Annotated in this window: 19 protein-coding genes, 1 tRNA gene and 1 other RNA gene; 7 read left to right on the top strand and 14 right to left on the bottom strand. The window is 67.4% G+C overall.

All coding sequences use genetic code 11. The annotated features are described in order from the left end of the window. Positions 1-167: 167 nt before the first annotated feature. The 4 genes from C8E87_RS17430 (at position 168) to C8E87_RS17415 (ending at position 3,911) form a co-directional block, all read left to right on the top strand. Positions 168-965 carry a hypothetical protein gene (locus C8E87_RS17430; RefSeq protein WP_239080541.1) on the top strand — a complete coding sequence of 266 codons (798 nt, stop codon included), beginning with the start codon at positions 168-170 and terminating at the stop codon, positions 963-965. Between the two features lie 184 nt (positions 966-1,149). After that, positions 1,150-2,874 (top strand): 2-isopropylmalate synthase, encoded by a 1,725-nt coding sequence (gene leuA / locus C8E87_RS17425; RefSeq protein WP_133874077.1) that lies wholly within the window; start codon positions 1,150-1,152, stop codon positions 2,872-2,874. 84 nt (positions 2,875-2,958) lie between these two features. Next, positions 2,959-3,603: an HNH endonuclease family protein gene (locus tag C8E87_RS17420; RefSeq protein WP_203720879.1), complete on the top strand. Its 645-nt coding sequence runs from the start codon at positions 2,959-2,961 to the stop codon at positions 3,601-3,603. Next, positions 3,603-3,911, top strand: a complete 309-nt coding sequence (locus C8E87_RS17415; RefSeq protein ID WP_438866070.1) for a hypothetical protein — start codon at positions 3,603-3,605, stop codon at positions 3,909-3,911. The genes C8E87_RS17420 and C8E87_RS17415 overlap by 1 nt, the downstream gene beginning before the upstream one ends. Positions 3,912-3,962: 51 nt before the next feature. Here the strand turns inward: C8E87_RS17415 and C8E87_RS17410 are convergent, their stop codons facing one another. From C8E87_RS17410 to ffs, 9 genes are all read right to left on the bottom strand, one after another. After that, on the bottom strand, positions 3,963-5,000 hold the full coding sequence (locus tag C8E87_RS17410) for an ABC transporter ATP-binding protein (RefSeq protein ID WP_133874076.1): 1,038 nt from the start codon (positions 4,998-5,000) through the stop codon (positions 3,963-3,965). A 17-nt stretch (positions 5,001-5,017) separates the two neighbouring features. After that, positions 5,018-6,058, bottom strand: a complete 1,041-nt coding sequence (locus C8E87_RS17405) for an ABC transporter ATP-binding protein (RefSeq protein WP_133874075.1) — start codon at positions 6,056-6,058, stop codon at positions 5,018-5,020. Positions 6,059-6,069: 11 nt separating this feature from the next. Further along, positions 6,070-7,071, bottom strand: a complete 1,002-nt coding sequence (locus C8E87_RS17400) for an ABC transporter permease (protein ID WP_133874074.1) — start codon at positions 7,069-7,071, stop codon at positions 6,070-6,072. A gap of 118 nt (positions 7,072-7,189) precedes the next feature. Next, complete coding sequence (locus C8E87_RS17395) at positions 7,190-8,965, bottom strand: ABC transporter substrate-binding protein (protein ID WP_133874073.1); 1,776 nt, start codon at positions 8,963-8,965, stop codon at positions 7,190-7,192. Between the two features lie 69 nt (positions 8,966-9,034). Further along, positions 9,035-10,042, bottom strand: coding sequence for an ABC transporter permease (locus C8E87_RS17390; protein ID WP_133874072.1), 1,008 nt, complete (start codon positions 10,040-10,042; stop codon positions 9,035-9,037). 407 nt (positions 10,043-10,449) lie between these two features. Further along, positions 10,450-11,043 (bottom strand): recombination mediator RecR, encoded by a 594-nt coding sequence (gene recR / locus C8E87_RS17385; protein ID WP_133874071.1) that lies wholly within the window; start codon positions 11,041-11,043, stop codon positions 10,450-10,452. Between the two features lie 4 nt (positions 11,044-11,047). Continuing rightward, the gene (locus C8E87_RS17380; protein ID WP_221478302.1) at positions 11,048-11,347 is read right to left on the bottom strand and encodes a YbaB/EbfC family nucleoid-associated protein; all 300 of its coding nucleotides are present in this window, start codon (positions 11,345-11,347) and stop codon (positions 11,048-11,050) included. Positions 11,348-11,631: 284 nt separating this feature from the next. Next, a complete protein-coding gene (locus C8E87_RS45575; protein WP_239080540.1) occupies positions 11,632-15,780 on the bottom strand; it encodes a DNA polymerase III subunit gamma and tau in 4,149 nt (1,382 codons plus the stop codon). Between the two features lie 85 nt (positions 15,781-15,865). Beyond that, an RNA gene (ffs, locus tag C8E87_RS17370) (signal recognition particle sRNA small type) lies at positions 15,866-15,962 on the bottom strand. Positions 15,963-16,041: 79 nt separating this feature from the next. Here ffs and C8E87_RS17365 point away from each other — a divergent pair. From C8E87_RS17365 to C8E87_RS17355, 3 genes are all read left to right on the top strand, one after another. Then, positions 16,042-16,129, top strand: a tRNA-Ser gene (locus C8E87_RS17365). A 301-nt stretch (positions 16,130-16,430) separates the two neighbouring features. Further along, positions 16,431-17,657, top strand: coding sequence for an ATP-binding protein (locus C8E87_RS17360; protein WP_133874069.1), 1,227 nt, complete (start codon positions 16,431-16,433; stop codon positions 17,655-17,657). 86 nt (positions 17,658-17,743) lie between these two features. Beyond that, positions 17,744-19,033, top strand: a complete 1,290-nt coding sequence (locus tag C8E87_RS17355) for a DUF6414 family protein (RefSeq protein ID WP_133874068.1) — start codon at positions 17,744-17,746, stop codon at positions 19,031-19,033. A gap of 308 nt (positions 19,034-19,341) precedes the next feature. Here the strand turns inward: C8E87_RS17355 and C8E87_RS17350 are convergent, their stop codons facing one another. The 5 genes from C8E87_RS17350 to C8E87_RS17330 all read right to left on the bottom strand — a co-directional run bounded on the left by C8E87_RS17350 (position 19,342) and on the right by C8E87_RS17330 (position 24,112). After that, positions 19,342-20,325, bottom strand: a complete 984-nt coding sequence (locus tag C8E87_RS17350) for an ISAs1 family transposase (RefSeq protein WP_133874067.1) — start codon at positions 20,323-20,325, stop codon at positions 19,342-19,344. Further along, complete coding sequence (locus tag C8E87_RS17345; protein ID WP_133874066.1) at positions 20,216-20,554, bottom strand: transposase family protein; 339 nt, start codon at positions 20,552-20,554, stop codon at positions 20,216-20,218. The genes C8E87_RS17350 and C8E87_RS17345 overlap by 110 nt, the downstream gene beginning before the upstream one ends. Before the next feature lie 63 nt (positions 20,555-20,617). Continuing rightward, complete coding sequence (locus C8E87_RS17340) at positions 20,618-21,742, bottom strand: tyrosine-type recombinase/integrase (RefSeq protein ID WP_133874065.1); 1,125 nt, start codon at positions 21,740-21,742, stop codon at positions 20,618-20,620. 10 nt (positions 21,743-21,752) lie between these two features. Continuing rightward, positions 21,753-21,995: a helix-turn-helix domain-containing protein gene (locus tag C8E87_RS17335; protein ID WP_133874064.1), complete on the bottom strand. Its 243-nt coding sequence runs from the start codon at positions 21,993-21,995 to the stop codon at positions 21,753-21,755. A gap of 170 nt (positions 21,996-22,165) precedes the next feature. After that, positions 22,166-24,112 carry a DUF3987 domain-containing protein gene (locus C8E87_RS17330; RefSeq protein ID WP_133874063.1) on the bottom strand — a complete coding sequence of 649 codons (1,947 nt, stop codon included), beginning with the start codon at positions 24,110-24,112 and terminating at the stop codon, positions 22,166-22,168. Positions 24,113-24,202: the final 90 nt, after the last annotated feature.

Raw genomic sequence — 24,202 nt, 5'->3', positions numbered from 1 at the left:
CGGCGGCGCCGGTCAGGACAATCGCCACCACAGTAGCCGCGCCCCCGGCGCAGACCGACAGGCGATCCCAGATTCCGGCCGATCCATCGCCCGACACGCGCGACACGCCGAAGCTCGAAGCAACCCGGCAGAGGGGCGATACGGACGAAGGAGGCGAGAATGTCTCGGTGCGCCCACGCTCGATGTTCCGACGCGGTTTGTCCGCGTCCGTCGCCCTGTTGCTCCTCACCGGGGTGACGGCGTGCTCGGGCGATTCCGATGGCGACCCGCAGCCCGCCCCGTCCGCGTCGCAGGCCCCCTCGGCCGAGGTCGCGTCCCGCGCCCGCAGCGAGCTGGCCGCTCGGGCGGCGCAGGCGATGGACACGGCGTACGCGGCTCTCTACACGCTCGACGACGGCCGGGGCCGGCCCCGCAACGTGGTCGCCACGGTCGGCCGGGACGGCACCTGGCGGGTCGACGTCACCGGCGGGGCGCTCGGCGGCGCGGCCGACGTGAGCATCGTCTCGACGGCGAACGGCGTCTATCAGTGCACGCTGGGTTCACAGTCCAACCCGATCAACCCGACCTGCGTCAAGGTGGCCAAGGCGGGCAAGCGGGTGCCGGCCGACTATTCCCCCAAGGTCGAGCGGCTGTTCCGGCAGTGGCTGCCCGTCTTCACCGATCGGCAGGCGGCGCTCTCCGTCGCCGAGGTGCCGCCGCTGGCCGGGGCCGAGGGCACCTGCTACTCGATCGACTCGATCTCGGCGTCGCTGGCCGACCCCGTCGACATCGGCATCTACTGCTACGCCGACGACGGCGTGCTGGCCGCGGCTCGGGTGGGGTTCGGCGAGCTCAAGGTGACCAACCAGATCGCCGGGCCGGCCACCGTGACGCTGCCCGGTCCCGAGACGGCCGGCCCGCCGATGGGCATGGACGCGCCGCCGCCCCCGCCGGTCCAGCCGACCGGGGTCGTCCCTTCGGCCTGAGGGTTCCCACGATCCGGGCGTACGGCTGGCAACGCCGGAGTTGATCACGTAGGGTCATTTGCGACATGTGGCAGGCGTTTCTCCTTCTTCGCTGCCGCGACGAGGCCCCATCCCAGGCCGGCACCTCGTCGCGGGGCTGACGCGCGCCGCCTTCTCGTCTTCTCTCCCTTTGGAGCCGTTCCACATGTCCAGTCCTTTCGCGGTGCAGAAGCCCAGCAAGATGCCGTTCGAGCGCTACATCCCGTACCAGAAGCAGTTCGCCGTCGATCTGCCCGACCGCCAGTGGCCGGCCCGGCACGTCGAGGCGGCGCCCCGCTGGTGCGCGGTCGACCTGCGCGACGGCAACCAGGCCCTGATCGACCCGATGTCGCCCGAGCGCAAACGGCGCATGTTCATGCTGCTGGTGCAGATGGGCTACAAGGAGATCGAGGTCGGCTTCCCGGCCGCCAGCCAGACCGACTACGACTTCGTACGCCAGCTGATCGAGCAGGACCTGATCCCCGACGACGTCACGATCCAGGTGCTGGTGCAGTGCCGCGAGCACCTGATCGACCGCACGTTCGAGTCGATCCGCGGGGCCAAGCGGGCGATCGTGCACTTCTACAACTCGACGTCCACGTTGCAGCGCCGGGTGGTGTTCGGCCTCGACAAGGACGGCATCACCGACATCGCGACCACCGGGGCGCGGCTCTGCCAGAAGTACGCCGAGATCCACACCCCGGACACCGAGATCTTCTACGAGTACTCGCCGGAGTCCTACACGGGCACCGAGCTCGACTACGCGCTGGAGATCTGCTCCGCGGTGATCGACGTCATCGACCCGACGCCGGACCGGCCGCTGATCATCAACCTGCCCGCCACTGTCGAGATGGCCACGCCCAACGTGTACGCCGACTCCATCGAGTGGATGCACCGCAACCTGCCCCGGCGTGAGTCCATCGTGCTGTCGCTGCACCCGCACAACGACCGCGGCACCGCCGTCGCCGCGGCCGAGCTGGGCCTGCTGGCCGGGGCCGACCGCATCGAGGGCTGCCTGTTCGGCAACGGCGAGCGCACCGGCAACGTCGACCTGGTGACGCTGGGCCTCAACCTGTTCTCACAGGGCATCGACCCTATGATCGACTTCTCCGACATCGACGAGATCAAGCGTGCGGTCGAGTACTGCAACCAGCTGCCCGTGCACGAGCGCCACCCGTACGTCGGCGACCTGGTCTACACCGCGTTCTCGGGCTCGCACCAGGACGCGATCAAGAAGGGCTTCGCCGCCCTGCAGGCCGACGCCGACGCGGCCGGGGCCGACATCGACACCTTCACCTGGGGCGTTCCCTATCTGCCGATCGACCCCAAGGACCTGGGCCGCAGCTACGAGGCCGTGATCCGGGTCAACTCGCAGTCCGGCAAGGGCGGCGTGGCGTACATCATGAAGGAGGAGCACAAGCTCGACATGCCGCGCCGGCTGCAGATCGAGTTCTCCGGCGTCGTGCAGCACCACACCGACGAAGAGGGCGGCGAGGTCAGCCCGCAGGAGATGTGGGACATCTTCGCCGGCGAGTACCTGGTCGAGCACCAGACGGCCAAGGCCTTCACGATCGAGACCTACACGACCTCGATCCGCGACGGCAAGGTCGAGATCGACGTCGAGGTGTTCCACCGTGGACAGCGCCGCCCGCTGGTCGGTGTCGGCAACGGCCCGATCGACGCGTTCGTGCAGGCCATCGAGCCGCTGGGGATCAAGGCGCGGGTGCTCGACTACAACGAGCACGCGCTGACCTCGGGCGGCGACGCGCAGGCCGCGGCGTACGTCGAGGTCGAGGTGGGCGACCGCACGGTGTGGGGCGTCGGCATCGACGAGAACATCGTGAGCGCCTCGATCAAGGCCGTCACCAGCGCCGTCAACCGCGCGCGCTGATCTTTCACCCGCGCGCCGTCACCCGGCGGCGCGCGGGCATGATCCACCGCGACCGGCCGGGCGGCGTCACCCTACGCTGAAGGGGTGCCCCCTCGTACATCTTTGCTTTTCAGCGCCGCTGCCGCCGTTCTGCTCGCCCTCTCGGGCTGTGAAGGCGTCTCCCTCGAACCCGTCCCGGGTAATACCCAAGCCGCCAAGGACCCTTCGACGTCCCAGACCGAGCTCGACGGCCTCAAGGTGGTCACCCGGGCCGGCTCGATGAGCGGTTACAGCCGCGACAAGTTCCCGCACTGGCGCAGCACCGGCTCGAACTGCGACGTGCGCGACACCGTGCTCAAGCGGGACGGCCGCAACGTCAAGACCTCCGGCTGCAACGTGGTCGCCGGCACCTGGACCAGCTTCTACGACGGCAAGGTTCTCAACTCACCGGACAAGGTCGACATCGACCACACCGTGCCGCTGGCCAACGCGTGGCGGTCGGGCGCCTCGAAATGGACCACGGACCAGCGCGAGGAGTTCGCCAACGACCTCGACGACCCGCAACTGCTGGCGGTGTCCGCCTCCTCCAACCGGTCGAAGGGCGACCAGGACCCGTCGACCTGGAAGCCGACCGACACCAGCACCTGGTGCGAATATGCGCAAGACTGGATCGCGGTGAAGGCCAAGTGGAAGCTGACGGTCACCACCAAGGAGAAAGTCGCGCTCGAGGACATGCTGGGAGACTGCTGATGACCGCACCCGACGCGCCGGAAGAGGCAGCACCGGCCCCACAGACTGCGGCCGAGGCGCCGCCCGCGCCCACCACTGACATAGTCGCCGGCCAGGGCGGGGTCATGACCGACGAGGTCGGCGTCGTGACCGGCGATCTGACGCTGCGTTCCGAGCTGTCCGGATCCGAGGTCGTGGTGCGGGTGCAGTACAAGGACGCCGACGAGTGGTACACCGTGACCGGCGCCAAGGCGACTCTCCGCGACCCCGCCGACGTCGACGCCGTGCACACGGTCGCGGTGGGCATCCTGAACCGCCCGGAGGACTGACAAAGGCCGTTCCGCCCCTCACGAGGTGGAACGGCCTTTGCACGTACGGGATCAGGCAGGTGTTGCGGCCGGCCGGCGGCCCGCGACCGTCTCGTCGTCGACCACCGGGAAGTGGCAGGCGGTCTGGTGCGACTGCGGGTCGTCGAGCCGGGTGACCAGCGGCGGCTCCTCGGTGGCGCAGATGTCCTGCGCCTTCCAGCAGCGGGTACGGAAGCGGCAGCCGGACGGCGGGTTGATCGGGCTGGGCACGTCGCCGGTGAGCAACACCCGGTCGCGCTGGGCACGGTCCCGACGGGCCGGGTCGGGCACCGGCACGGCCGACATCAGGGCGACCGTGTACGGGTGGCGCGGGTTCTTGTAGAGGTCGTCGCGCTCGGCGATCTCCACGACCTTGCCCAGGTACATGACGGCGACCCGGTCCGAGATGTGCCGCACCACTGACAGGTCGTGCGCGATGAACACGTAGGTCAGGTCGAACTCGCTCTGCAGGTCCTCCAGCAGGTTGACCACCTGGGCCTGGATCGACACGTCGAGCGCGGAGACCGGCTCGTCGGCCACGATCAGCTTGGGCCGCAGGGCGAGCGCCCGCGCGATGCCGATGCGCTGCCGCTGACCGCCGGAGAACTCGTGCGGGTAGCGGTTGTAGTGCTCCGGGTTGAGGCCGACCAGCTCGAGCAGCTCCTGCACGGCCTTCTTGGTGCCCTGCGGGGTCGGGATGTTCTGGATCTGCAGCGGCGCCGCGATGATCGAGCCGACCGTGTGCCGCGGGTTCAGCGACGAGTACGGGTCCTGGAAGATCATCTGTACGTCGCGGCGGAGCGGCCGGAGCTGGGTGACGCTCTTGTGCGAGATGTCCTCGCCCTCAAAAACGATCTTGCCGCCGGTCGGTTCCAGGATCCGGGTGAACAGGCGCCCGGTCGTCGACTTGCCGCAGCCGGACTCGCCGACCAGGCCCAGCGTCTCGCCCGAGCGCACCTGCAGGTCGACGCCGTCGACCGCGCGGACCGCCCCGACCTGCCGCTTGAGCAGGCCCTTGGTGATCGGGAAGTGCTTCTCCAGGCCGGAGACCTCGAGCAGGTTCTCGCTCATGATCTTTTTCTCTCCGCTCACAGGTTCGGGAGCACTTCCTCCCGGAAGATCCTGGTGCGATCCTCCGGGGGCAGGTGGCAGGCGACCTTGTGCGCGTCGCCGCGCAGCAGGGGCACCTCGGTGAACGACCGGTTGCCGTTGCGTCCCGCGTACGGGCAGCGCGGGTGGAAAGCACAGCCGTCGGGCAGGTTGATCAGGCTGGGCGGCGAGCCCTTGACGGGGGTGAGCCGGTCGCGCACCTCACGGTCGAGCCGCGGCATCGAGCCGAGCAGGCCCCACGTGTACGGGTGCTGCGGGTTCTGGAAGACCTCCAGCGCGGCGCCCTTCTCGATCACCTTGCCGCCGTACATCACCAGGACGTCGTCGGCGAGCTCGGCCACCACGCCGAGGTCGTGCGTGATCATGATGACCGCGGAGTGGAACTCCTCCTGCAGGTCGCGGATCAGGTCGAGGATCTGCGCCTGCACTGTCACGTCGAGGGCCGTGGTCGGCTCGTCGGCGATCAGCAGCTTCGGGTCGTTGACCAGCGCCATCGCGATCATCGCGCGCTGCCGCATGCCGCCCGAGAACTGGTGGGCGTAGTCGTTGAAGCGCCGCTCGGGCTGCGGGATGCCGACCCGGGCCAGCATGTCGATCGCGCGCTCACGGGCGACCTTCTTGTTCTCGCCGGGGTGGTGCACCCGGTACGCCTCGACGATCTGCGACCCGACCGTGAAGTACGGGTGCATCGCGCTCAGCGGGTCCTGGAAGATCATCGCCATCTTGCCGCCGCGGAGCTGACGTACCTCCTCGTCGGTGGCGGTGACCAGCTCCTGGTCCTCGAGCCAGATCTCGCCGCTGACCTTGGCGTTGCTGCGGGTGCGGTGCAGGCCGAGGACGGCGAGCGACGTGACGCTCTTGCCCGAGCCGGACTCGCCGACGATGCCCAGGGTCTGGCCGGCCTCGAGGCTGAACGTGGAGCCCGAGACCGCCTGGACGATGCCGTCGTCGGTCTCGAACCGGACGGTGAGGTCCTTGATCTCGAGGAACGGGCGTTTGTTGGTGGCGCCGATGGACACGTGACTCTCCCTCAGGCCAGCCGCACGCGCGGGTCGATCCAGCCGTAGACCAGGTCGACGATGAGGTTCGCGAAGACGATGAAGAACGCGGCGATCAGCGTCACGCCCAGGATGATGGGCAGGTCGTTCTGCCGGATCGCGTTGAGCGCCTGATAGCCCAGGCCGCGCAGGTTGAAGACGTTCTCGGTGAGAATGGCGCCGCCGAGCAGCGCGCCGAGGTCAAGGCCGAAGATCGTGACGATCGGGGTCAGGCCGGAGCGCAGGGCGTGCTTACCGATGACGATCCGCTCGGTGAGACCCTTGGCCCGGGCCGTACGCACGTAGTCCTCGCCCAGGGTCTCGAGCATGTTGGCGCGGGTGAGACGGGCGTAGGTCGCCGCGAACAGGAACGCGAGCGTGATCCAGGGCAGGATCAGGCTGGTGAACCATTGCCCAGGGTCCTCAGTGAGCGGTGCGTAGTTGCTTTCCGGCAGCCACCCCAGCGCGTACACGAAGATCGCCGAGGAAAGCAGACCGGTGAAATAGACCGGTAGCGAGACGCCGGCCAGGGCCGTGGTCATCGCGGCCCGGTCGACGAACGAGCCTCTGCGCAACGCCGAGAGCACGCCGGCCGAGATGCCGATGAGCAGCCACAGCACCGCCGCGCCGAGCGCCAGCGACAGGGTGACCGGGATGTCCTCCAGCAGCAGCGGGGTGACTTCCTGGTCGGTCGAGAACGAGTAACCGAGACAGGGCGCCGGGCAGTGGGTGACGTCCGCGCCGTTCGAGTAGTCACGTCCGGCCACGATGCCCTTGAGGAAGTTGCCGTACTGCACGTAGATGGGTTCGTCGAACCCCATCTTCTGCCGGATGCCCTCGATGGCCGCGGGGTCCGACTGCTTACCGATGTAGAGCAGCGCCGGGTCGGTGCCGATCGCCTTCGGAATGGCGAAGAAGATGCCGAACGTGACCGCAGTCACCACCAGCAGCGTGATGATCGCGTTGAACACGCGACGGACGATGTATGACAGCACGACGTTCGGCCATCGGATGGGTGGGCACCGGCCTCCTCGCGGAAACCGATGCCCACCCTATCCGGGCGGCCTTCACCAACCCTTCGATATACCCGATGCCGTTAAGGGCAGCGCGAGATCACTTACCGTCGCTGACGCCGAGCGCCTGGAAGTCCAGCATGCCGAACGACTCGTGCACGTACGCGTTCGTCAGCCGCGGGTTGCGGTAGTTGAGCGCCTTGTCGACCACGAACGGGAGCACGTACGCGCCCTCCATGATCTTCTGGTTGATCTGCTTGTAGATCTCCGCGGCCTTGGCCGGGTCGGTCTCGCCGGCGGCGTCGTCGAACAGCTTGTCGATCGCCGGGTCCTTGATCTCCGAACGGTTGAAGTTGCCGTTCTTCGTGATGAACCGGCTGTCGGCCAGCGGCTGCATGTAGCCGGCGCCACTGGGGTAGTCCGCGCCCCAACCGGTGATGATGATGCCGTAACCGCGCTGCTTCACGATCTCCGGCGAACCACCGATGGCCGAGTCCTGCGCGCCGTCGTACTGGTCGATCTTGGCGGTGATGCCGGCCGCCTTGAGCGACGCCTGCAGCGCCTCGGCGGTCTTGACCTCGGCGGCCCGGTTGTTACGGGCGGCGATCGTCACGTTGAAGCCGTTCGGCTGGCCACACTTGGTCAGGGCCTCCTTGGCCTTGTCCAGCTGCGGCTTGCCCTGCTTGCGGTTGTACGGGTCGTAGTTCTCGTCCGAGCCGGCGATGTTCGGCGGGAGGATGCTGGTGCCGATGTCGCCACCCGCGAACGGGCCACCACGCGCGGTCTGGATCGAGGTCGGGTCGGCGGCGTAGATGACCGCCTTGCGGCACTCGATGTTGTTGAGCGGCGCGACCGGCGTCATGTCGGCGAAGCGGAGGAAGCCCGTGTTGGGGGCGTCGGCGTTCGCCTTCAGGGTGTTGTCGGTCAGCAGCTTGGTGCGGGCCGCAGCCTGCACGCCGGTCTGGCCGACGTCGAGGTCCGCCGTGCCGGCGAGCAGACGGTTGTCCAGGTCGTCGGCGTTGGTGGTGATCGTCAGCTTGATCGCGTCGGGCAGCGCCTTGCGGATCGGGTCGGTGGCCTGGTCCCAGTTCGGGTTCCGGACCCACTCGGCGCTCTTGCCGGGCGCGATCGACTTGAACATGTACGGGCCGGAGGCCGCGGGCTTCGCGCCGTACTGCGCGCCGGTGTCCCGCTTCTGCGGCACCGGGCCCGAGCCGGGCATGGCCAGCAGGTACAGGAAGTCCGAGTACGGCTTGGCCAGCTTGAAGACGATCGTCTGGTCGTCCGGCGTGGTGACCGACTTCAGGCCCAGCTTGTCGGGGGCAGTGTCCTTGTAGGGGCCCTTGTAGTTCTGGCCCTGGTCGAGCACGTTCGGCAGGTAGTACGGGCCGCCGGTGATCACGTCGGTCGCCCAGACGCGCTGGATGCCGTACTTGACGTCCTTCGACGTGATCGGCGCGCCGTCGTCCCACTTCAGGCCGCTGCGCAGCTTGAAGGTGTAGGTCAGCTTGTCGTCACTGATCGTCGGCTCGGCCTCGGCCAGGTCGGGCACGACCTTGAGGCCGTCCTTGCCCGGCGTGGCGGCGTAGTCCACCAGCTTGCGGGTGTAGAGACGGTTGAGGTTCCAGACGAAGGCGTAGTAGCCACGCGCCGGGTCCCAGCTGTCTGCGTCCTGCGACGACCACAGGTTGAGCGTGCCACCCTTGGCCGTGCTCGGGTTGACCACGCTGGTGACCGCGGCGTTGAACTCCGACTTGCCGTTGGAAGCAGTACTGCCCTTGTTGTCGTCATCCGAGCTGCCACCGCACGCGGCGGTGGTCAGCCCGAGTGCGAGGGCGACGCCTGACGCCGCCAGCACCCTTGTCTTGCGTGCCACCTGTTCCTACCTCCTCGAAAGCGAACCCGGCCGGTCCGCGGAAATTGCGTGGTTCTTCGTCCCGCCGGCTCAGCGAGCCTTGGGGTCGAGCGCGTCGCGCAGGCCGTCACCGAAGAGGTTGAAGGCCAGCACGGTTATGAAGATCACCGAGCCTGGAACGATCATGTACATCGGGTCGATGCGGTAGAACTGCACCGCGTCCGACAACATGCCACCCCACGACGGGTTCGGCGGCGGGATGCCGACGCCGAGGAAGCTCAGCGCGGCCTCGGTCAGGATGTTCGTCGGGATGATCAGCGTCGTGTAGACGAGGATCGGCGCCGCCAGGTTGGGCAGCAGCTCACGGAAGAGGATCCGGCCCGAACGAGCGCCCAGGCTGCGTGAGGCCTCGACGAATTCCCGCTCCCGCAACGAGAGCGTCTGGCCGCGCACGATCCGGCCGATGTACGGCCAGCCGAAGAAGCCGATGACGCCGATCAGCACGCCGACCCGCGACCAGCGGGGGCCGAGCCCGAAAAACTCGTCCGGCAGCACCGACAGCAGCGCGATGGCGAACAGCAGCTGCGGGAAGGCCAGCAGGAAGTCCATGATCCGGCTGATCACCGTGTCGACCCAGCCACCGAGGAAGCCGGCCGCCAGGCCGAAGACGGTGCCGAGGAACGTGGCCAGGAAGGCCGCCAGGAACGCGACAGCCAGCGTGGTCTGCGCTCCGTAGACGATCCGGCTGAAGATGTCGCGGCCGGTCACCGGCTCCACACCGAGAAGGTAATCCCAGCTCATGCCGCCGAGCGCGCCCTTGGGCAGGCCCGTGCCGAGTTCGGTGTCGAGCGCGTCTTGGTGATACTCGTCCCACGGGTGGCCGAACAGCTTGATCAGCAGCGGGGCCAGGATCGCCACGACGACGAGGAAGATGACAACGCAACCACCGGCGATCGCCACCTTGTCCTTCTTCAGGCGACGCCACGCGATCTGCTTGAGCGATCGTCCGGCGATCGCCTTCTCGCCAGGGCGGTCAGCCGCGTCGGCGGTAGGCGCAGTCTTCTCGTCGGTGACCGACGCCTCTGGGCCAAGCGACATCTAAGCGCCGGTCCTCTCCCGGCGGCCGGACGAGCATGAGTCCACGGCCCCCGGCGCGCAGGGCTGGAGAGCCCCCGCAAGACCGGATGACGATGGCCCACGCAGCGAACGGCAACCGATCGGTTATCGCATGCCTCGAGTGCCGACCCTCGCCGCGCGGGTCAGATCAGACCGACGCCACGAAGGCACTCGACGGCGGGTGTGCCGCCATCGGAGGAACACTCACCTACTGCGGTGCTTCAGGTCAAGTTCACCGACCGCACACGAGCGGTTCCGTGTCCCCGTCGTGATGTGACCGTGACCTGCGGCCCCGACCAAACGGAAACTACCGTGTACAAGGCTTGCAAGCAGCGATTCCGGGCCAAAATGCTATCGCGTTGTGATCATACGATCACGCTATGTGCGGACTAAACGGCGCGCCGCCCCTCAAAGGCGCGACCCAGAGTGATCTCGTCCGCATACTCAAGGTCACCACCGACCGGCAGACCACTTGCCAGTCGAGTGACGGAGATCCCCATCGGCTTGACCATGATGGCGAGATACGTGGCGGTTGCCTCACCCTCCGTGTTCGGATCGGTGGCGAGGATCAGCTCCTTGACCTCGCCCGTGCCGAGCCGCTGCAGAAGCTCACGGATGCGCAGGTTGTCCGGGCCGATGCCCTCAAGCGGATTGATGGCCCCGCCCAGCACGTGATAGCGGCCCCGGAACTCGCCGGTCCGCTCGATCGCCACCACGTCCTTGGGCTCCTCGACCACACACAACACCTCGTTGGTGCGGCGCGGATCGCGGCAGATCCGGCACTGCTCCGACTCGGCCACGTTGAAGCAGGTCGTGCAGAACCGCACCAGCTCCTTGACCTTGCGCAGCGCCGTGGACAACCGGTTGACGTCGGCCGGATCCGCCGACAACACGTAGAAAGCGATCCGCTGGGCGCTCTTCGGGCCGACACCCGGCAGCCGCCCCAGCTCGTCGATCAGATCCTGGATGGCGCCCTCGTACACGCGATCAGAACCCGGGCAGGGACAGACCACCGGTGGCCGGCCCCATCTTTTCCTCGGTGAGCTCCCGCTGCGCCTCGGCCGCGTTGTGAATCGCCGCGAGCACCAGGTCTTCCAGGGTCTCGACATCCTCCGGGTCCACGGCCTTCGGGTCGATCTTCACCGACTTGTACTCCCCGAGCCCCGTCACGGTCACCGTGACCAGGCCACCACCCGCGGTGCCGGTCAGCTCGGCCGCGGCCAGCTCAGCCTGAGCCTGCGCAACCTGCTGCTGCATCTTCTGCGCCTGCTTCATGATCTGCTGCATGTTCGGCTGTCCACCGGGCCGCATGGCACCGCTCCCTCTTCGAAGTCCGTGTTGAACGCTGACGCCCATCAATCACCACTGGGACGCCACCGTAACCGCCGCCCAGCGTAGCCGCCCCCTACGCACACGCCACGGCACGCCACTCGGGACCAAACCCCTCATCCCGTACGCGACGTCATCCCCTCAACCGCACCACCGGCGAACCGGGCGTGCCGGCAACGCCAGCTGCCGTCCCCAGGCCGTCCCCGGCTTTCGGCGGCCCGGCGGGTCACCCTCAGAGCCGGTCAGCTCTCCCCGATCTTCTCGGCCCCGAACGCCTCCTGCAACAGGCGCATTGCCTGCTGCTCGCTGCTCTCACGAGCCGTCTTCTCGTCGATCACGTCGTCCAGCGGCTCGTCCCCGGGGTCGAAGCCCTCATACCCGCCCCGAGCCTTCGGCGGGCCGTCGAACTCCGGGTCGTAAGGTGCCTCTTCCGTCGGCGAACCGTCCGCCCAGGCGTCGCCTTTGCCGCTCTGCCGAGCCCCCGCAGCGCCCCGAGCGCCCGCCGCCGCGGCCCGAGCCGCCGCAAGCCCGCCTCCAGCACCACGCACTGCCCCGGCCGCACGGCCGGCGGCCGGGCCGCCACTCGACGCCGCACTGCCACTCGCCGACCCGGTGCCGGAGACGGCGCCGCCTGCTGAACCGCCCATGCTCGCCGCGCTGCCGCCGCCCGCAGCAGCCGCCCGCGCCGCAGCTCGAGCCGCAGCCGCCCGCGCGGCGGCAACGGCCGCACTCCCCCCAGCCGCTCCGCCGGTCGACGCGTCCACACCAGGCGTTGCCGTCGCGCCGCCCACATCTCGCCCAGGCACGCCGCCCCCTGACCCGGGCATGCCGCCGTCTCGCCCAGGCGCGCCACCACCCGACCCGGGCCTGCCATCGTCTCGCCCGGGCATGCCACCGCCTGGTCCGGGCGTGCCCGCGTCTCGCCCAGGCGCGCCACCACCCGACCCGGGGCCGCCCCCGTCTCGCCCAGGCACGCCACCACCAGATCCCGGCGTGTCACCGCCTCGCCCAGACGCGCCACCACCCGACCCGGGGCCGCCCCCGTCTCGCCCAGGCACGCCACCACCAGATCCGGGCGTGTCACCGCCTCGCCCAGACGCGCCACCACCCGACCCGGGCCCGCCCCCGTCTCGCCCAGGCATATCACCGGCTGGTCCGGGCATGCCGCCGTCTGGCTCGGCCCCTCGGTCAGTGTTCGAACCTGCATCGAATCGGTCGATAACGGAAATTTCCGGTATCCCATTCTCAGGAGCGTTCACCCGACCTGATGTCGCCGGACCGCCCCCCTCGTTGCTGCCCTGATCCGCATAGCCAGGCCCGGAAACGCTATTCACGGAAAGTCCACCCGCCGCGACGCCGTCAGGCTCTCGCTCGTCTGCACTGTGGCTTGCGCCTGCGCCGACCGGACCGCCAGTGAACGCCGCTTCGGTCTCGCCACCTCCGTCCGCGCTCCATCCCCCGGACGTGGAAGCTGCCGGGGCGGTCCCGGCCGCACCGGAACCGCCGCTGTCCGCCGCCTCACCGGTTACGCGACCGATCCCGCCGTCGGAGGCGAGCCGGGTCGCGCCCGGGGCTTCCGGTTCCGAGGCGCGGGGCGGAGGACTGGTCGGGATCGGGCGCACCTCCGGCCAGTCCTCGTCGTCGTCCTCTTCTATCGCGGCGACGGGTGTCGCGGACAGGCCGCCCGGGCGTACCGGCTCCGGCCAGTCGTCGTCGCCTGCTGACGTGGGGCTGTCGGCCTGCCGCCGCTGGGTGTGCGGCGCCCGGCCCGCAGCCGCGGGTTGCGTCGCCCGCTGAGCTGCCCCCGCGGGAGCCGCAGCTGAAGGAGCCACGCCCGCGGAAGCCGCGCCCGGTCGGCCCCCGGCTGCGTCGGCCGCGCCCGGTCGGTCCCCTGCTGCGTCGGCCGCGCCCGATCGAATTGGGGTCGGGCTGTTCTGCCGCCGGCCGCCGCCCTCGGTGCGCTGACCGGGCGCGTTCTGGTTCCGTCCACGCGCCGCGCCGCCGCCGGAGGGGCCACTCCGGCTCGGACCCGAGGAGGCCGACCCCCCGCCGCCCGGCCCGGCGACCTCGCAACGGACCTCCCAGCGCCCGCCGAGCACCTCGTACAGCGCGTTCGGCAGCGCCGGCTCCTGGCTGATCCGCTGGGCATGGGTCGACGAGGGCACGGTGAGGAACAGCGTCTGGCCCTCAACCTCGCGCACCGTCGCGTCAGCCACCATCGCCCGCAGAACGACGCCCCGAGGCTGCTTTTTCACCTCGTCGAGCACCTCACCCCACACCTGCCGCACAGCCTGCGCCGTCAACGGCCCCGGCACAGCCGCCTCCATCGCGGCGGCCGCCGGCTCTTCCGGCGCGTCTGGCAGGACACCAGCCGGTTCCCGTCGTCGCGGAGCTGCGGCAACCGGCCCCGCGGATTCGCTCGGCTCAGGGGCAGGTTCAGGCTGTGCCGGGGTGTGACCGACCATCGACTCGGATGGCCCGGCGGCCGCGTCCTCGACCGGCCGTCGTCCGGGCTCGTCGGGGCGGGAACCGGCAGGCTGCGGTGTCCCCTGGACAGTCGGCCCGGATGCCGGCCGCCCTGCGCCGGACTGCGGCTCGTCCGGTTCCGGCTCGTCGTCCCACGGCGGCTCGTCATACTCCGGCTCGGCGACTGCGGCGGCGTTCCCATTCCCGCCGGCAGCACCCCCGTCGGCCACGTCATTCCAGTCCGTGCCGTCGGAGCCCGCCGACGCCGCTGCGGCAGACACGCCACGCGCAGGGACAACGCCATCCGGAACCGAGGGAACGGACACAGCCGACGCCGCTCCGCCCAGAGCCGCCGAGACAGGAGCGGTGGCAGCACTACCCGGCGCCGCGCCGGCCTGGGGCGCGGAGACGGGCGCGGAGGAATCGGGCGCGGAGGAATCGGGCGCGGAGGAAGCAGCCGCGACGGAGGCAGAAGCGGCTGGGGCAGGCGTCGCACCAACTGCGGAGGCCTGCGCCTGACCGGCGGCCGGACGACCACCACTGCCGCCGCCACCGGCCCGCCGGGCGGCCGCCATGGCCGCAGCCCGAGCAGCCGACCGCCCCGCACTGCCGTCCGCGCCGGACGCTGGTGTACCGACGGCCGGGGCGCCGCTAACCGGGGCACTGCCAACCGGGGCACCGCCGCCGCTCGAAGGGCCCAAAGCAGCCGACGACGGAGCGGCCGACACCGGCGCGCCCTCGGGCAACGTCAGCGGCTCCCCGCCCAGCGCGAACCGTCGCTCCACGCGTTCGAGACGCTGCAGCAACGCCCCCGTCGAGTCTTCGGCGCCGGGCAGCAGCATGCGGGCGGTGATCAGCTCGAGCAGGAGCCGCGGCGCGGTGGTGCCGCGCATGTCGACCAGGCCGTTGTGCACGATATCGGCGCAGCGTGACAGGGTGGCCGGGCCGAGGCGGGCCGCTTGGGCGCCCATCGCCTCAAGCTGGTCGGCCGGGCCGTCGATCAGGCCCTTGGCCACCGCGTCGGGCACCTGCTGCAGCACGATCAGGTCGCGGAAACGTTCGAGCAGGTCGGACGCGAACCGCCGCGGGTCATGACCGGCCTCGGCGACCCGGTCGATCGTCGAGTAGGCCGCCGCGCCGTCGCCGGCCGCGATCGCGTCGCACATCTCGTCGATCAGCGTGACGTCGGTGACGCCGAGCAGGGCGATCGCCCGCGCGTAGCTGACCCCGTCGGGCCCGGCCCCAGCGATCAGCTGGTCGAGCACCGACAGCGTGTCGCGTGCGCTGCCACCGCCGGCCCGCACCACGAGCGGGAACACGGCCGGCTCGACCTGCACCCCCTCGGCCTCGGTGAGCTGCTGCAGGTAGGGCCGCAGCACGGCCGGCGGGATCAGCCGGAACGGGTAGTGGTGGGTGCGCGACCGGATGGTACCGAGCACCTTTTCCGGCTCGGTGGTCGCGAAGATGAACTTCACGTACTCCGGCGGTTCCTCCACGAGCTTGAGCAGCGCGTTGAAACCGGCCGACGAGACCATGTGCGCCTCGTCGATCACGTAGATCTTGTAGCGGCTGCTGGCCGGGGCGAAGAACGCCTTTTCCCGTAGCTCGCGGGCGTCGTCGACACCGCCGTGGCTGGCCGCGTCGATCTCGATGACGTCGATCGAACCGGCGCCGTCGTTGGCCAGAGACCGGCACGAGGCGCACACCCCGCACGGCTCGGGTGTGGGGCCCTGCTCGCAGTTGAGCGAGCGGGCCAGGATGCGCGCGCTTGACGTCTTGCCGCAGCCGCGCGGGCCGGAGAAGAGATAGGCATGGTGCAGCCGGCCGCTGCGCAGAGCCTGCGACAACGGCTCGGTGACGTGCTCCTGTCCGATGACCTCCGCGAACGTGCGCGGCCGGTACTTGCGGTAAAGCGCGAGTGCCACTGGTGCCCCTCCTCGACGACCGCGCCATTGTCCGCCGGGGGTACGACAAGAACCAACCCAGGTACCGCTGGGGTGGGGAGGGAAAAGAAAAGACCTCCCGTGCACCCGTCAGAGCCCGCTTATCCTTGCTGCCTTCCGGCCCTGGGGAGGTTCACGAGATACACGCCGCACGAGAGGCTACGACGAGTGTAGCCGGTGCCCGGCCGCGCCGAGGCGGGGACCCATGCGTCCCACGGCGCACGCATCTGTATCCTGGCTGACGGAGGATTCGCCTAGAGGCCTAGGGCGCACGCTTGGAAAGCGTGTTGGGGGAAACCCCTCACGAGTTCGAATCTCGTATCCTCCGCCACCCTCACCAGGTGAGGCACCAGCAGGCCGGGCCCGAGGGTCCGGCCTGCTGTACATCTACGTCTCAGTCTTCGTCTCATTTTGGGTCTCCGGAACCCCGGGGACCGACGCGCCTCCGCGACCCCGACCGGCCGGGCCGAGATGCTGCACGAACATCTCCGCGAACGGCACTCGCACCTCCGTGCCAGGGGGCGGCTGAAAACGCAAACTCCACTGTCTCAAAACTAGGTCGCGCATGCCTGTCCCAACCAGCGCGCGTGTGCACACTCGAACTTGTCGTACCTCGCCCTTACCATGCTGCCGTGACCGGCTCCATCAACTTCAGCCCCTACGGGGTTCCCGCCCGCGTCGTCAAACTGGCCGACAACGGCAAAACGGTGTACTTCGCTACAAACACGGGAACCGCATGGGCTACCAGCGACAGGGTGTTCGATCTCGAATCGGGCGACACGGTCCTGATCTTCGAGAACAACATCGAGAAGGCACCTCCAGAGATCTGGCGCGAGGACCACCTCGTCGGAGTCGTCAAAATCAAGAACCCAGACAAAACTGTTGTCGAGCAATCCGGGACGAACCGCCTTATACCAACGGTCAATGATCCCAAGTACGCTGTGGGAAATACCGTGGAGTTCACGCCGCTCGGCGGGGTCATCCAGGTCATTTCCAACAGCCCAATCAGGTTCTTGGACAATGAGGGCATCAATGACGATGATGTCGAGCCCTTCATTCAAGGCGCCGACATGGGCCTCGATTTTGAAGACTTCGGCGGATTGCCGCAAGTTATGCGCCGAGCGCGCGAGTTGATCGAGGTTCCACTGCAGCACGGGGACGCCCTAAAGAAGATTGGCGCCAAAGCGATAAAGGGAGTGCTCTTCACTGGAGCACCCGGAACGGGTAAGACCATGCTTGCACGGATTATCGCCAATAAGGCGGGCGCAACTTTTTACCAAATTAGCGGTCCTGAGATCGTCAGCAAATGGTACGGTCAAAGCGAACAGTTGCTACGAAAGATATTCGAGCATGCCGACAGGCAAGACCGGGCCATCATCTTCTTCGACGAAATAGACAGTGTCGCAACTCAAAGGTCCGAGGACGCGCATGAGGCTTCACGGCGAATCGTCGCTCAACTGCTCACCTTAATGGACGGATTCTCGCCTAAGGCCAACGTCATGGTAATCGCAACTACAAACCGCCCGCAGGATATTGACTCGGCTTTGCGTCGACCGGGTCGATTCGATTGGGAGCTGGAATTTCCACTCCCCAGCGAATCTGACCGCGATGCAATGTTGCGGGCATCTGCAAGAAAGCTCACCATCGAGGAACCGCTCCCATATTCTAATATTGCGAGTAGATCAGATAAATGGTCTGCTGCGGAGCTTGCAGCAATTTGGAGTGAGGCTGCGCTGTTGGCGGTGACGGACCGGCGAAAAACGATTATCGCAGAGGACTTAATCGGCGGTTTTGAACGCGTCAACGAATCCAAGCGACGGCAAAGGAAGAACTCTACGCCGGACAGCGAGGCGAAATGAGCGCTAGAGAAAAATTCCGCGGCTGGCTTCGCCGGAGACGTAAGAGCAAAGCGGTGCGTCGCGCTGACGCGGACCTTCGAGAGTTCGTGTATCTCGACGACGTCAGCGTTTTTAGCCTAATCACATCAAGGGTCGGAGCTATCGCAGATCAATTCACAGAGACTCAGACCGACTCGCTCAAGGGCGAAATCCAGACCACCGGCGGCGTCACCGCCGGCGTGGCGAAGGGGGAAATTAAGTCAAAGACAGAAGGAACGGTCACCCACAGCTCGCAAGTTCTTCGAAAAGCAACTGTCCAAGCTACCTTCAAGGACCTGTACGAGCTTGAGAGTTCTCGGCTTGTGATCCAACCAATGGCGACTAGCGTCGACCCTCCAAAGGTACGAACAGTTGCAGAAATAATTGAGGGCGCCGGGAGAACCGCTTTCGAGGGCTGGGTATTCAGCCCCGGGGACTGGAGCCGTGGCGCGATGGCAGAGTTGCGAGTGGAACTCGCTGCAGACCCCATTTACAAAATGAGTGCAGCCTTCGACTCATTCGTGGAGCTCGTCAAAGAAAGCCCAGAGATGTTCCCGGGCCTTGAAGATGACCTTCAAGAGCCGCTAGCCATTAACCGCTTGCTTCAGCGCATGCTAGTAGATCTCATTCCTGTACGCGCCCGAGCGCTCGACTATGTGGCCATTGAAAATTCCGGCAAGGTACTTCTCATCCACCGGAAGATCGCTGATCAAATCGCCGGAGGTGGCGGCGCGTTTCAACCCTTGTATATTGTAGGGGTAACAGAACAGCGGCTATACTGGAAAGACATTAGGCAAGTCCTATACGGGAACTCTACATTCAATATCCTGTGTCGAGTTACGGATGATTCACTCAAAGAATCCTGGACGCCGGTCAAAATGGTTGATGTTCTGGGTGGAGTTGCACCCGATCTCGCAGACGCGATCAGGGAATTCGGCCTTCTAGCCTCGGGATTCCTCTCCGGCGCTTACAATGCGGCCACTAATCAGGAACAGCTCCAGTCCGAGCATATGATAGAAGCGCTGCAGAAATACTCCAGCCTGCTTGTATCGGCTAGTGGATCATCACTGACTGTCGAAGCTGAGGCGGAGATAGCAGCGAAAGCAGTCAGTCTCGGCGATTCGTACGCAAGTCACGAAAGCCGACGCTCAGCCTTTGAGGACATCCGGAATCTGGTGCAACGAGCGACAGCCACGGAACTGGATTCCAGCGAAGCTGCGAAACTCCGCACAGCGGCATTGGTCCAGGCTGGATTCTCCATCGATGGACAATTCCAGGCGCCTCCTCCAAAGCCGTTAACGCCAGCCGAGCCCCTCGGGCGTCACATGAATGTCGAGATGGTCGCCATCTACTGGTAGTACGCGGGCTTCTACGATAAGCGCGTTCCGGTCGCAGAAACAAACCTGCGACCGGAACACTTTGTAGCAATTCTAATCCCGAACTCTCCAGACGCAAGGTTCGATCGCTGCAGCCAATTTTCAACTTATGATCGTCTCTCAGCCGATTTGCTAGATCCCCCTCAGCGCTGCTCAGACTCTCCCCAGATAAGACCACCAACACGTTTTGCGACCTCTGCTCGCACAGGGTCCGTGACGTGCTGATATCGAGCGGCCATGCCGGTCGTAGCCCAACCCATCACATCCAGAGCCAAAGCAAAGTCGGATGGTTATCGGATGGCTGCGTTGAGTAGCGTCGGGATGAGCATCTTGTTGGCGTGATGCCGTTCCATGAGCTGTTTGATTCGGGTGTGCCCGGCGAGGCGGATCAGGGCGAGGGCGAGGTTGCGCAGGGCGGCCATGGCGTGGGCGACGGTGCCGAGGTAGGCGTGGTGGTGGTCTTCGCCGAGCAGGACGTCGCGGATCCAGTGGATCTTGTTTTCGATTCCCCAGTGGCTGCGGACGTGAGCGGCGATCTCGGTTGCGGTGCAGGTCAGGCTGGTGATGCCGTGCAGGAGGTGTTTGCTGACGCGTTGGCCGTCGGGGGCGTAGGTGTCGCGGCGGATCCGGAAGACCTGGACCGCGCCGGGGAAGTCCACGCCGTCGGCGGGTGCGGTCCAGATGGTGCGGGTGACCCGGTGGCCGTTTCGGTGCTCGGTGTGCGTTGCGGCAGCCAGAGCGGGGACGGCTGCGGGCAGCCGGTCAGTGATCGCGGTGAGCAGGCCGGGCCGGTTGCCTTTGACGGTGAAGGCGTAACCGGCATCGCGCTTGAGTAGGTAGGTGGCGGTGTCGTGGCTGGGATGGGCGGCGTCGGCGGTGATCGTCATGCCGGTGATGTCGACCGGGTCGAGCAGGGCGGCGATCTGGGTGACTTCGGTGGTGTCGGCCGGGACCTGGACCTGGGCGATGACCACGGCGGTGTCGTGGCGCATCGCGGAGAACAGTTGCACGTCCACGCCGGTGCCGGGGCGGGTGTTGCGGACGGTCTTGCCGTCCAGGGCCAGCCCGACACCGGTGCGAACCTCGAGCAGGGTGGTCAGCCAGGCGCAGATCAGCCGGTCCAAGACCGCGGCGTCGACGGCCTCGGCCAGCCGGCGCAGGGTGTCACGGCCGGGCGGGATCCGGATGCAGGACGGGGTGCGTGCGGGCGCCCGCTGCGCCGAGCAGGGGTTGCGGGAGTTCCGCGACCCGGTCGGCGGCTTGCCGGAAATCACGTGCCCCGCACAGCAGTGCCATGGTCAGCACCGTCAGTACCGCGGTGAGAGGATGCCGCACGCCCTTGGGCTTACGCGGATCTTTGACCGGCGCGAACACCGCGGCCAGCGCGGTTACCCGGCCGAGGTCGGCCTGGCTGGCCTTGTTCATGACGACATCGGCGACCGCATGCGAGACTGGCACGAGCGGCCTTTCTGGTAGACGACGGTTGGCGTAGAGAACCGCCATCGTCTACTGAGGAAGGCCGCGTCCGTTCACCGGGTCGTCATCACCAGGAACAACGAAGATCAACTAACTTTGCTTTGGCTCTGCCATCACATCCATGGCAGCGCGTTCCTGAATGCCGAGGAGCATCAGAACAGTTGCAGCCGTGTGCCGCGCGTCGTGAAGTCGGCCGTCCCGGACACCCGCGTCCTTGATTAGCCTTTTCCATTCGTGATAGTCGGTGTTCGGGTTGAGCGGGCGGCCGGTCGGTGAAGCGAACACCCAACCACCTTCCTGCCAGAGCTGGGCGGCTCGCCGACGTTCAGTGCCCTGTACCTCCTTGTGCTCCAGCAAGAGCTGCACGACGCTCGCAGGTAGGCCGATCACGCGGCGGCCGGCAGCCGATTTCGTGTCGTCCGTGTCGTCGTTCGTCTGCTTTCGCTGGGAGCAGTAACCGGCCTTCTTGCCGCACGGCTTGCCGCCGCATCCGTGCTCGTATTTCGGTCGCAGCCGGTTCCGGCGTACGCGCAGCGCCTGTTTGTCGAGGTCGAGGTGATCCCACTTCAGGCCGAGCGCTTCGCCCTGGCGTAGGCCGAGCGCCAGCGCGATTGCCCACCGGGCGCTGTTCCGGCGATCTCCGGCCGCCTCAAGAATGCGTTGCACCTCGGCCACCGAATACGGCTCGACCTCGATGACTGTGAGCCGAGGTGACTTGGCGAGGCTCGCGGGATTCTGGGTGAGATGCCCTCGGCGCATCGCTTCGTTCAGCGCGGTCCGCAACGTCCGGAACGCCTGGTGAGCTGTGGCAGGCTTGCTGCCGTTCTTCTGCATCTTCTGGGTCAGCTTCTCAATGTGTTCAGGTGTTAGCTTCTCCAGTCGATGCGCTCCAATGCCAGGAATCAGATGGACGTTCACCGCGACGCGATAGCCAGCGGTCGTGTTGGCCTTGACCGACGGGGCGGCGATGTTCTCAACCCAGTACGTCAACCACTTCTCGACAGTCCACGAGGAGCCGGCCTTCCGCACCCGGCCAGAGTCGCGCTCCCGCTCCAGCTTCCGAACCTCGCGGGTGACCTCGGCCTCAGTCTTCCGTTCGACGTGCCGACGGTCGGGCTTGCCGTCGTCGCGGACGCCCATAGTGACTCGGCCGTGCCATTTGCCGTCGCGACCCTTGTAAATGCTCGATGCGCCGTTCGGCTTACGCGTCCCCATCGTGTCCCCCTCACGCGGCCTTGTCGGTTTGCTGGGTGTTGCGGAGCTTCGTCACGTACTCCGCGAGGCATTCGACCGGGATCCGGCGCAGCCGGCCGATCATCACGGATTCGACCTCTCCGCTCATGACGAGCGAGTACATGAGTGTCCGACCGATACCGAGCCGACGGGCGGCCTGCTCGATCGTGAGGACCAGGCGGATGGGCTGAGCATCTGGGATCTCGGCGGCGTCGCCGCTCAGATCGGTTGTCATCCTGCGGTGCCTTTCGGGAGATGCGGGCGGGGGTGAGCAGGCAGGCACCACGAGCCAAGGCGGAGCTCGGGCAGCAGCGGTGCGGCTCCGCAGAATCCGCGTAATCCGCGGAATACCTCCGGGCAGGCCGTTCGGCGTATTTCGCGAATTCTGCGGACCCCCGAGCCGGATCATGAGACCCGCCCGGCGCTGATCGGCCGCACCGTGCCCGCGGGCCGGAGGACGTCGGGATGCACGAGCCAGGCCGGCGACGGTGAGCGGCCGGCGCCACGACGTTCGGCCGAAGGCACTGCCCGCAGGTAGCCGTGACCGACCAGCAGATTGAGGACGGGGTCGAGGTCGGCCGCCTTGCGGAATCGACCGCGGGATAGCGCCGTGAAGAGATCCCGCTTGGTGAACCGCTCAGTCTGCGAGCGCTCGACCCAGCCAAGGACGTGACGAGCATCGTCGACGAGCGGATCCGCGCCCATGTCGTCGAAGGCGCTCAGCGCGTGCTCGGCGAAATACGCACCGATCTCCGCAGCCTGATCAAGAACGCCCGCCGAGATCGGCGAGGTTAAGCCGCCCAGCAGATGCTCGGCAAGGTGCAGCAGGCCCGCAATGCGTGCGATGGCCCCGACGTACTTGCTCCCCCAATCGACGACATGCGCCCAACCCCCGGACGGCGCCAGGCGAGGCTCGATGTCGTGCTCAAGCGCCAACACGCGCTCGTTGGCCTCTTGCGTCAGGCGCAGGACGGCAGGCTCACAGCGGTCGGCCAGTCCGAGCACGAACGCGCGCAACCTGTCCGCGTACGCCGATGAGACAGCCATTGGGATCGGTTCGGCTCCGATGCGCCGGCGCCCGACCGTGTTCTCCGGGACGGCGAACAGGATGCGTGCGAGCAGGCCCTTCCCACGGAAACCAGGCATCTGGGCGATGTCGCGCAAGACCTCCGGCTGCACGGCCAGGCCAAGAGTCAGCGCGGGCCGGTCGACGTGCTCGGCCGGTCGCGAACGGCGGTCGACGCGGAGCATGTCGCCGGCGTGTCCTTTGAGGAAAACTTCCAAGTTCGGTGCACCGGAGTACCGGCCGGCGAGGGTGGCGAAGATGCCGCCTTCCGGCGAAAGCACGGCAAGCCGGCCGCCCTGCTCGGCGAGCAGAGAAGCAGCCTGCTCACTGGTGATGTCGTCCGCGATCAGGCGGGGCAGCGGCGGCACGGTGATCGCCTCGGCGGTCATGGCGGCCGCCGTAGCGTCAGCAATGAGCCGGTCTCGACCGCGATCGTCAGCAGCCGCCGCAGCATTCGCGGCCCGTTCCGCAGCCTTGGCCGCGACCCGCAACGCCAACTCGGCCTCGATGATCGCGGGCCGCGTGCGCTCGATCAGCTTGGCCTCGGCGTCGAGCAGCGGCCGGATCAGGGTCGTGAAGACGGCCGACTTCCGCGATCCGGGCGGCAACACAACAACCGTAAAGAGATTCGCCGGCTCTCTCCACGAGCCGCGCACCTCAACCTCGAGCCGCCCGCCAGCCGCCGTCGACAGCGCGGCCAGAGCGATACAGCCAGCTAGGTCAGATGGCGTCTGAGTGAACTCGGCGACGGCACTCACCATGTCGGCCAGCCAGCTCGGCAACGCTGAGACCGGGAAAGGGCGCGGCGTATGACGAGCCGTCAGCGGCATCGGCGACGGCCAGGCCGGAGCGGGCGCGGCGTCGAGCATCGCCCGCCCGGCCGCGAGCACGTCGCGGGTGTCTGAGTTGCTTCCCGCGAGGTGGGTCAGCCGACTGCCGAGCTCGGCAACCTCGCGGCGGCGCGCGTAATCGGCCACGATCCCCGCGTAGTGCGGCCCGTTCGCCGACGTGGGTACAGATGCGATGAGCGTGTGCAGGTAAGGTGCACCACCAAGCCGCCCGAGCGACCCGAGGTCCGCCAGGTGCGCGGCAACCGCGATCGGATCCCCAGGTGCTCCCGAGGCGTGCAGCTCGACGACCGTCTGCCAAAGCTCTACGTGCGCCGGTCGATAGAAGTCCGACGGCTGAACCAGGTCGGCCAGCTCGGCGACGAGGCGCGGAGACAGCAGAGCGGAGCCGATCACGGCCTGCTCGGCAGCCTCGTCATGCGGTGGTGTGCGAGTCACAGGTGAGTCCTCGATCAGCTCAGCGACGGGTGATCTCGTTGAAAAGGTGGCGCCCGAACCGGATGCGGATCCCCGTGCCATCGCAGTGGC

It is taken from the genome of Paractinoplanes brasiliensis (genome assembly GCF_004362215.1).
Lineage (GTDB): Bacteria > Actinomycetota > Actinomycetes > Mycobacteriales > Micromonosporaceae > Actinoplanes > Actinoplanes brasiliensis.
This window is presented reverse-complemented; position numbering and strand designations above follow the sequence as displayed.

What these genes read in the sequence shown, in the direction of transcription:
- leuA (WP_133874077.1), top strand. Translation starts at nt 1,150, where the DNA reads ATGTCCAGTCCTTTCGCGGTGCAGAAGCCCAGCAAGATGCCGTTCGAG.
- C8E87_RS17415 (WP_438866070.1), top strand. Translation starts at nt 3,603, where the DNA reads ATGACCGCACCCGACGCGCCGGAAGAGGCAGCACCGGCCCCACAGACT.
- C8E87_RS17410 (WP_133874076.1), bottom strand. Translation starts at nt 5,000, where the DNA reads ATGAGCGAGAACCTGCTCGAGGTCTCCGGCCTGGAGAAGCACTTCCCG.
- C8E87_RS17390 (WP_133874072.1), bottom strand. Translation starts at nt 10,042, where the DNA reads ATGTCGCTTGGCCCAGAGGCGTCGGTCACCGACGAGAAGACTGCGCCT.
- C8E87_RS17380 (WP_221478302.1), bottom strand. Translation starts at nt 11,347, where the DNA reads ATGCAGCAGATCATGAAGCAGGCGCAGAAGATGCAGCAGCAGGTTGCG.
- C8E87_RS17345 (WP_133874066.1), bottom strand. Translation starts at nt 20,554, where the DNA reads ATGGCGGTTCTCTACGCCAACCGTCGTCTACCAGAAAGGCCGCTCGTG.
- C8E87_RS17340 (WP_133874065.1), bottom strand. Translation starts at nt 21,742, where the DNA reads ATGGGGACGCGTAAGCCGAACGGCGCATCGAGCATTTACAAGGGTCGC.
- C8E87_RS17335 (WP_133874064.1), bottom strand. Translation starts at nt 21,995, where the DNA reads ATGACAACCGATCTGAGCGGCGACGCCGCCGAGATCCCAGATGCTCAG.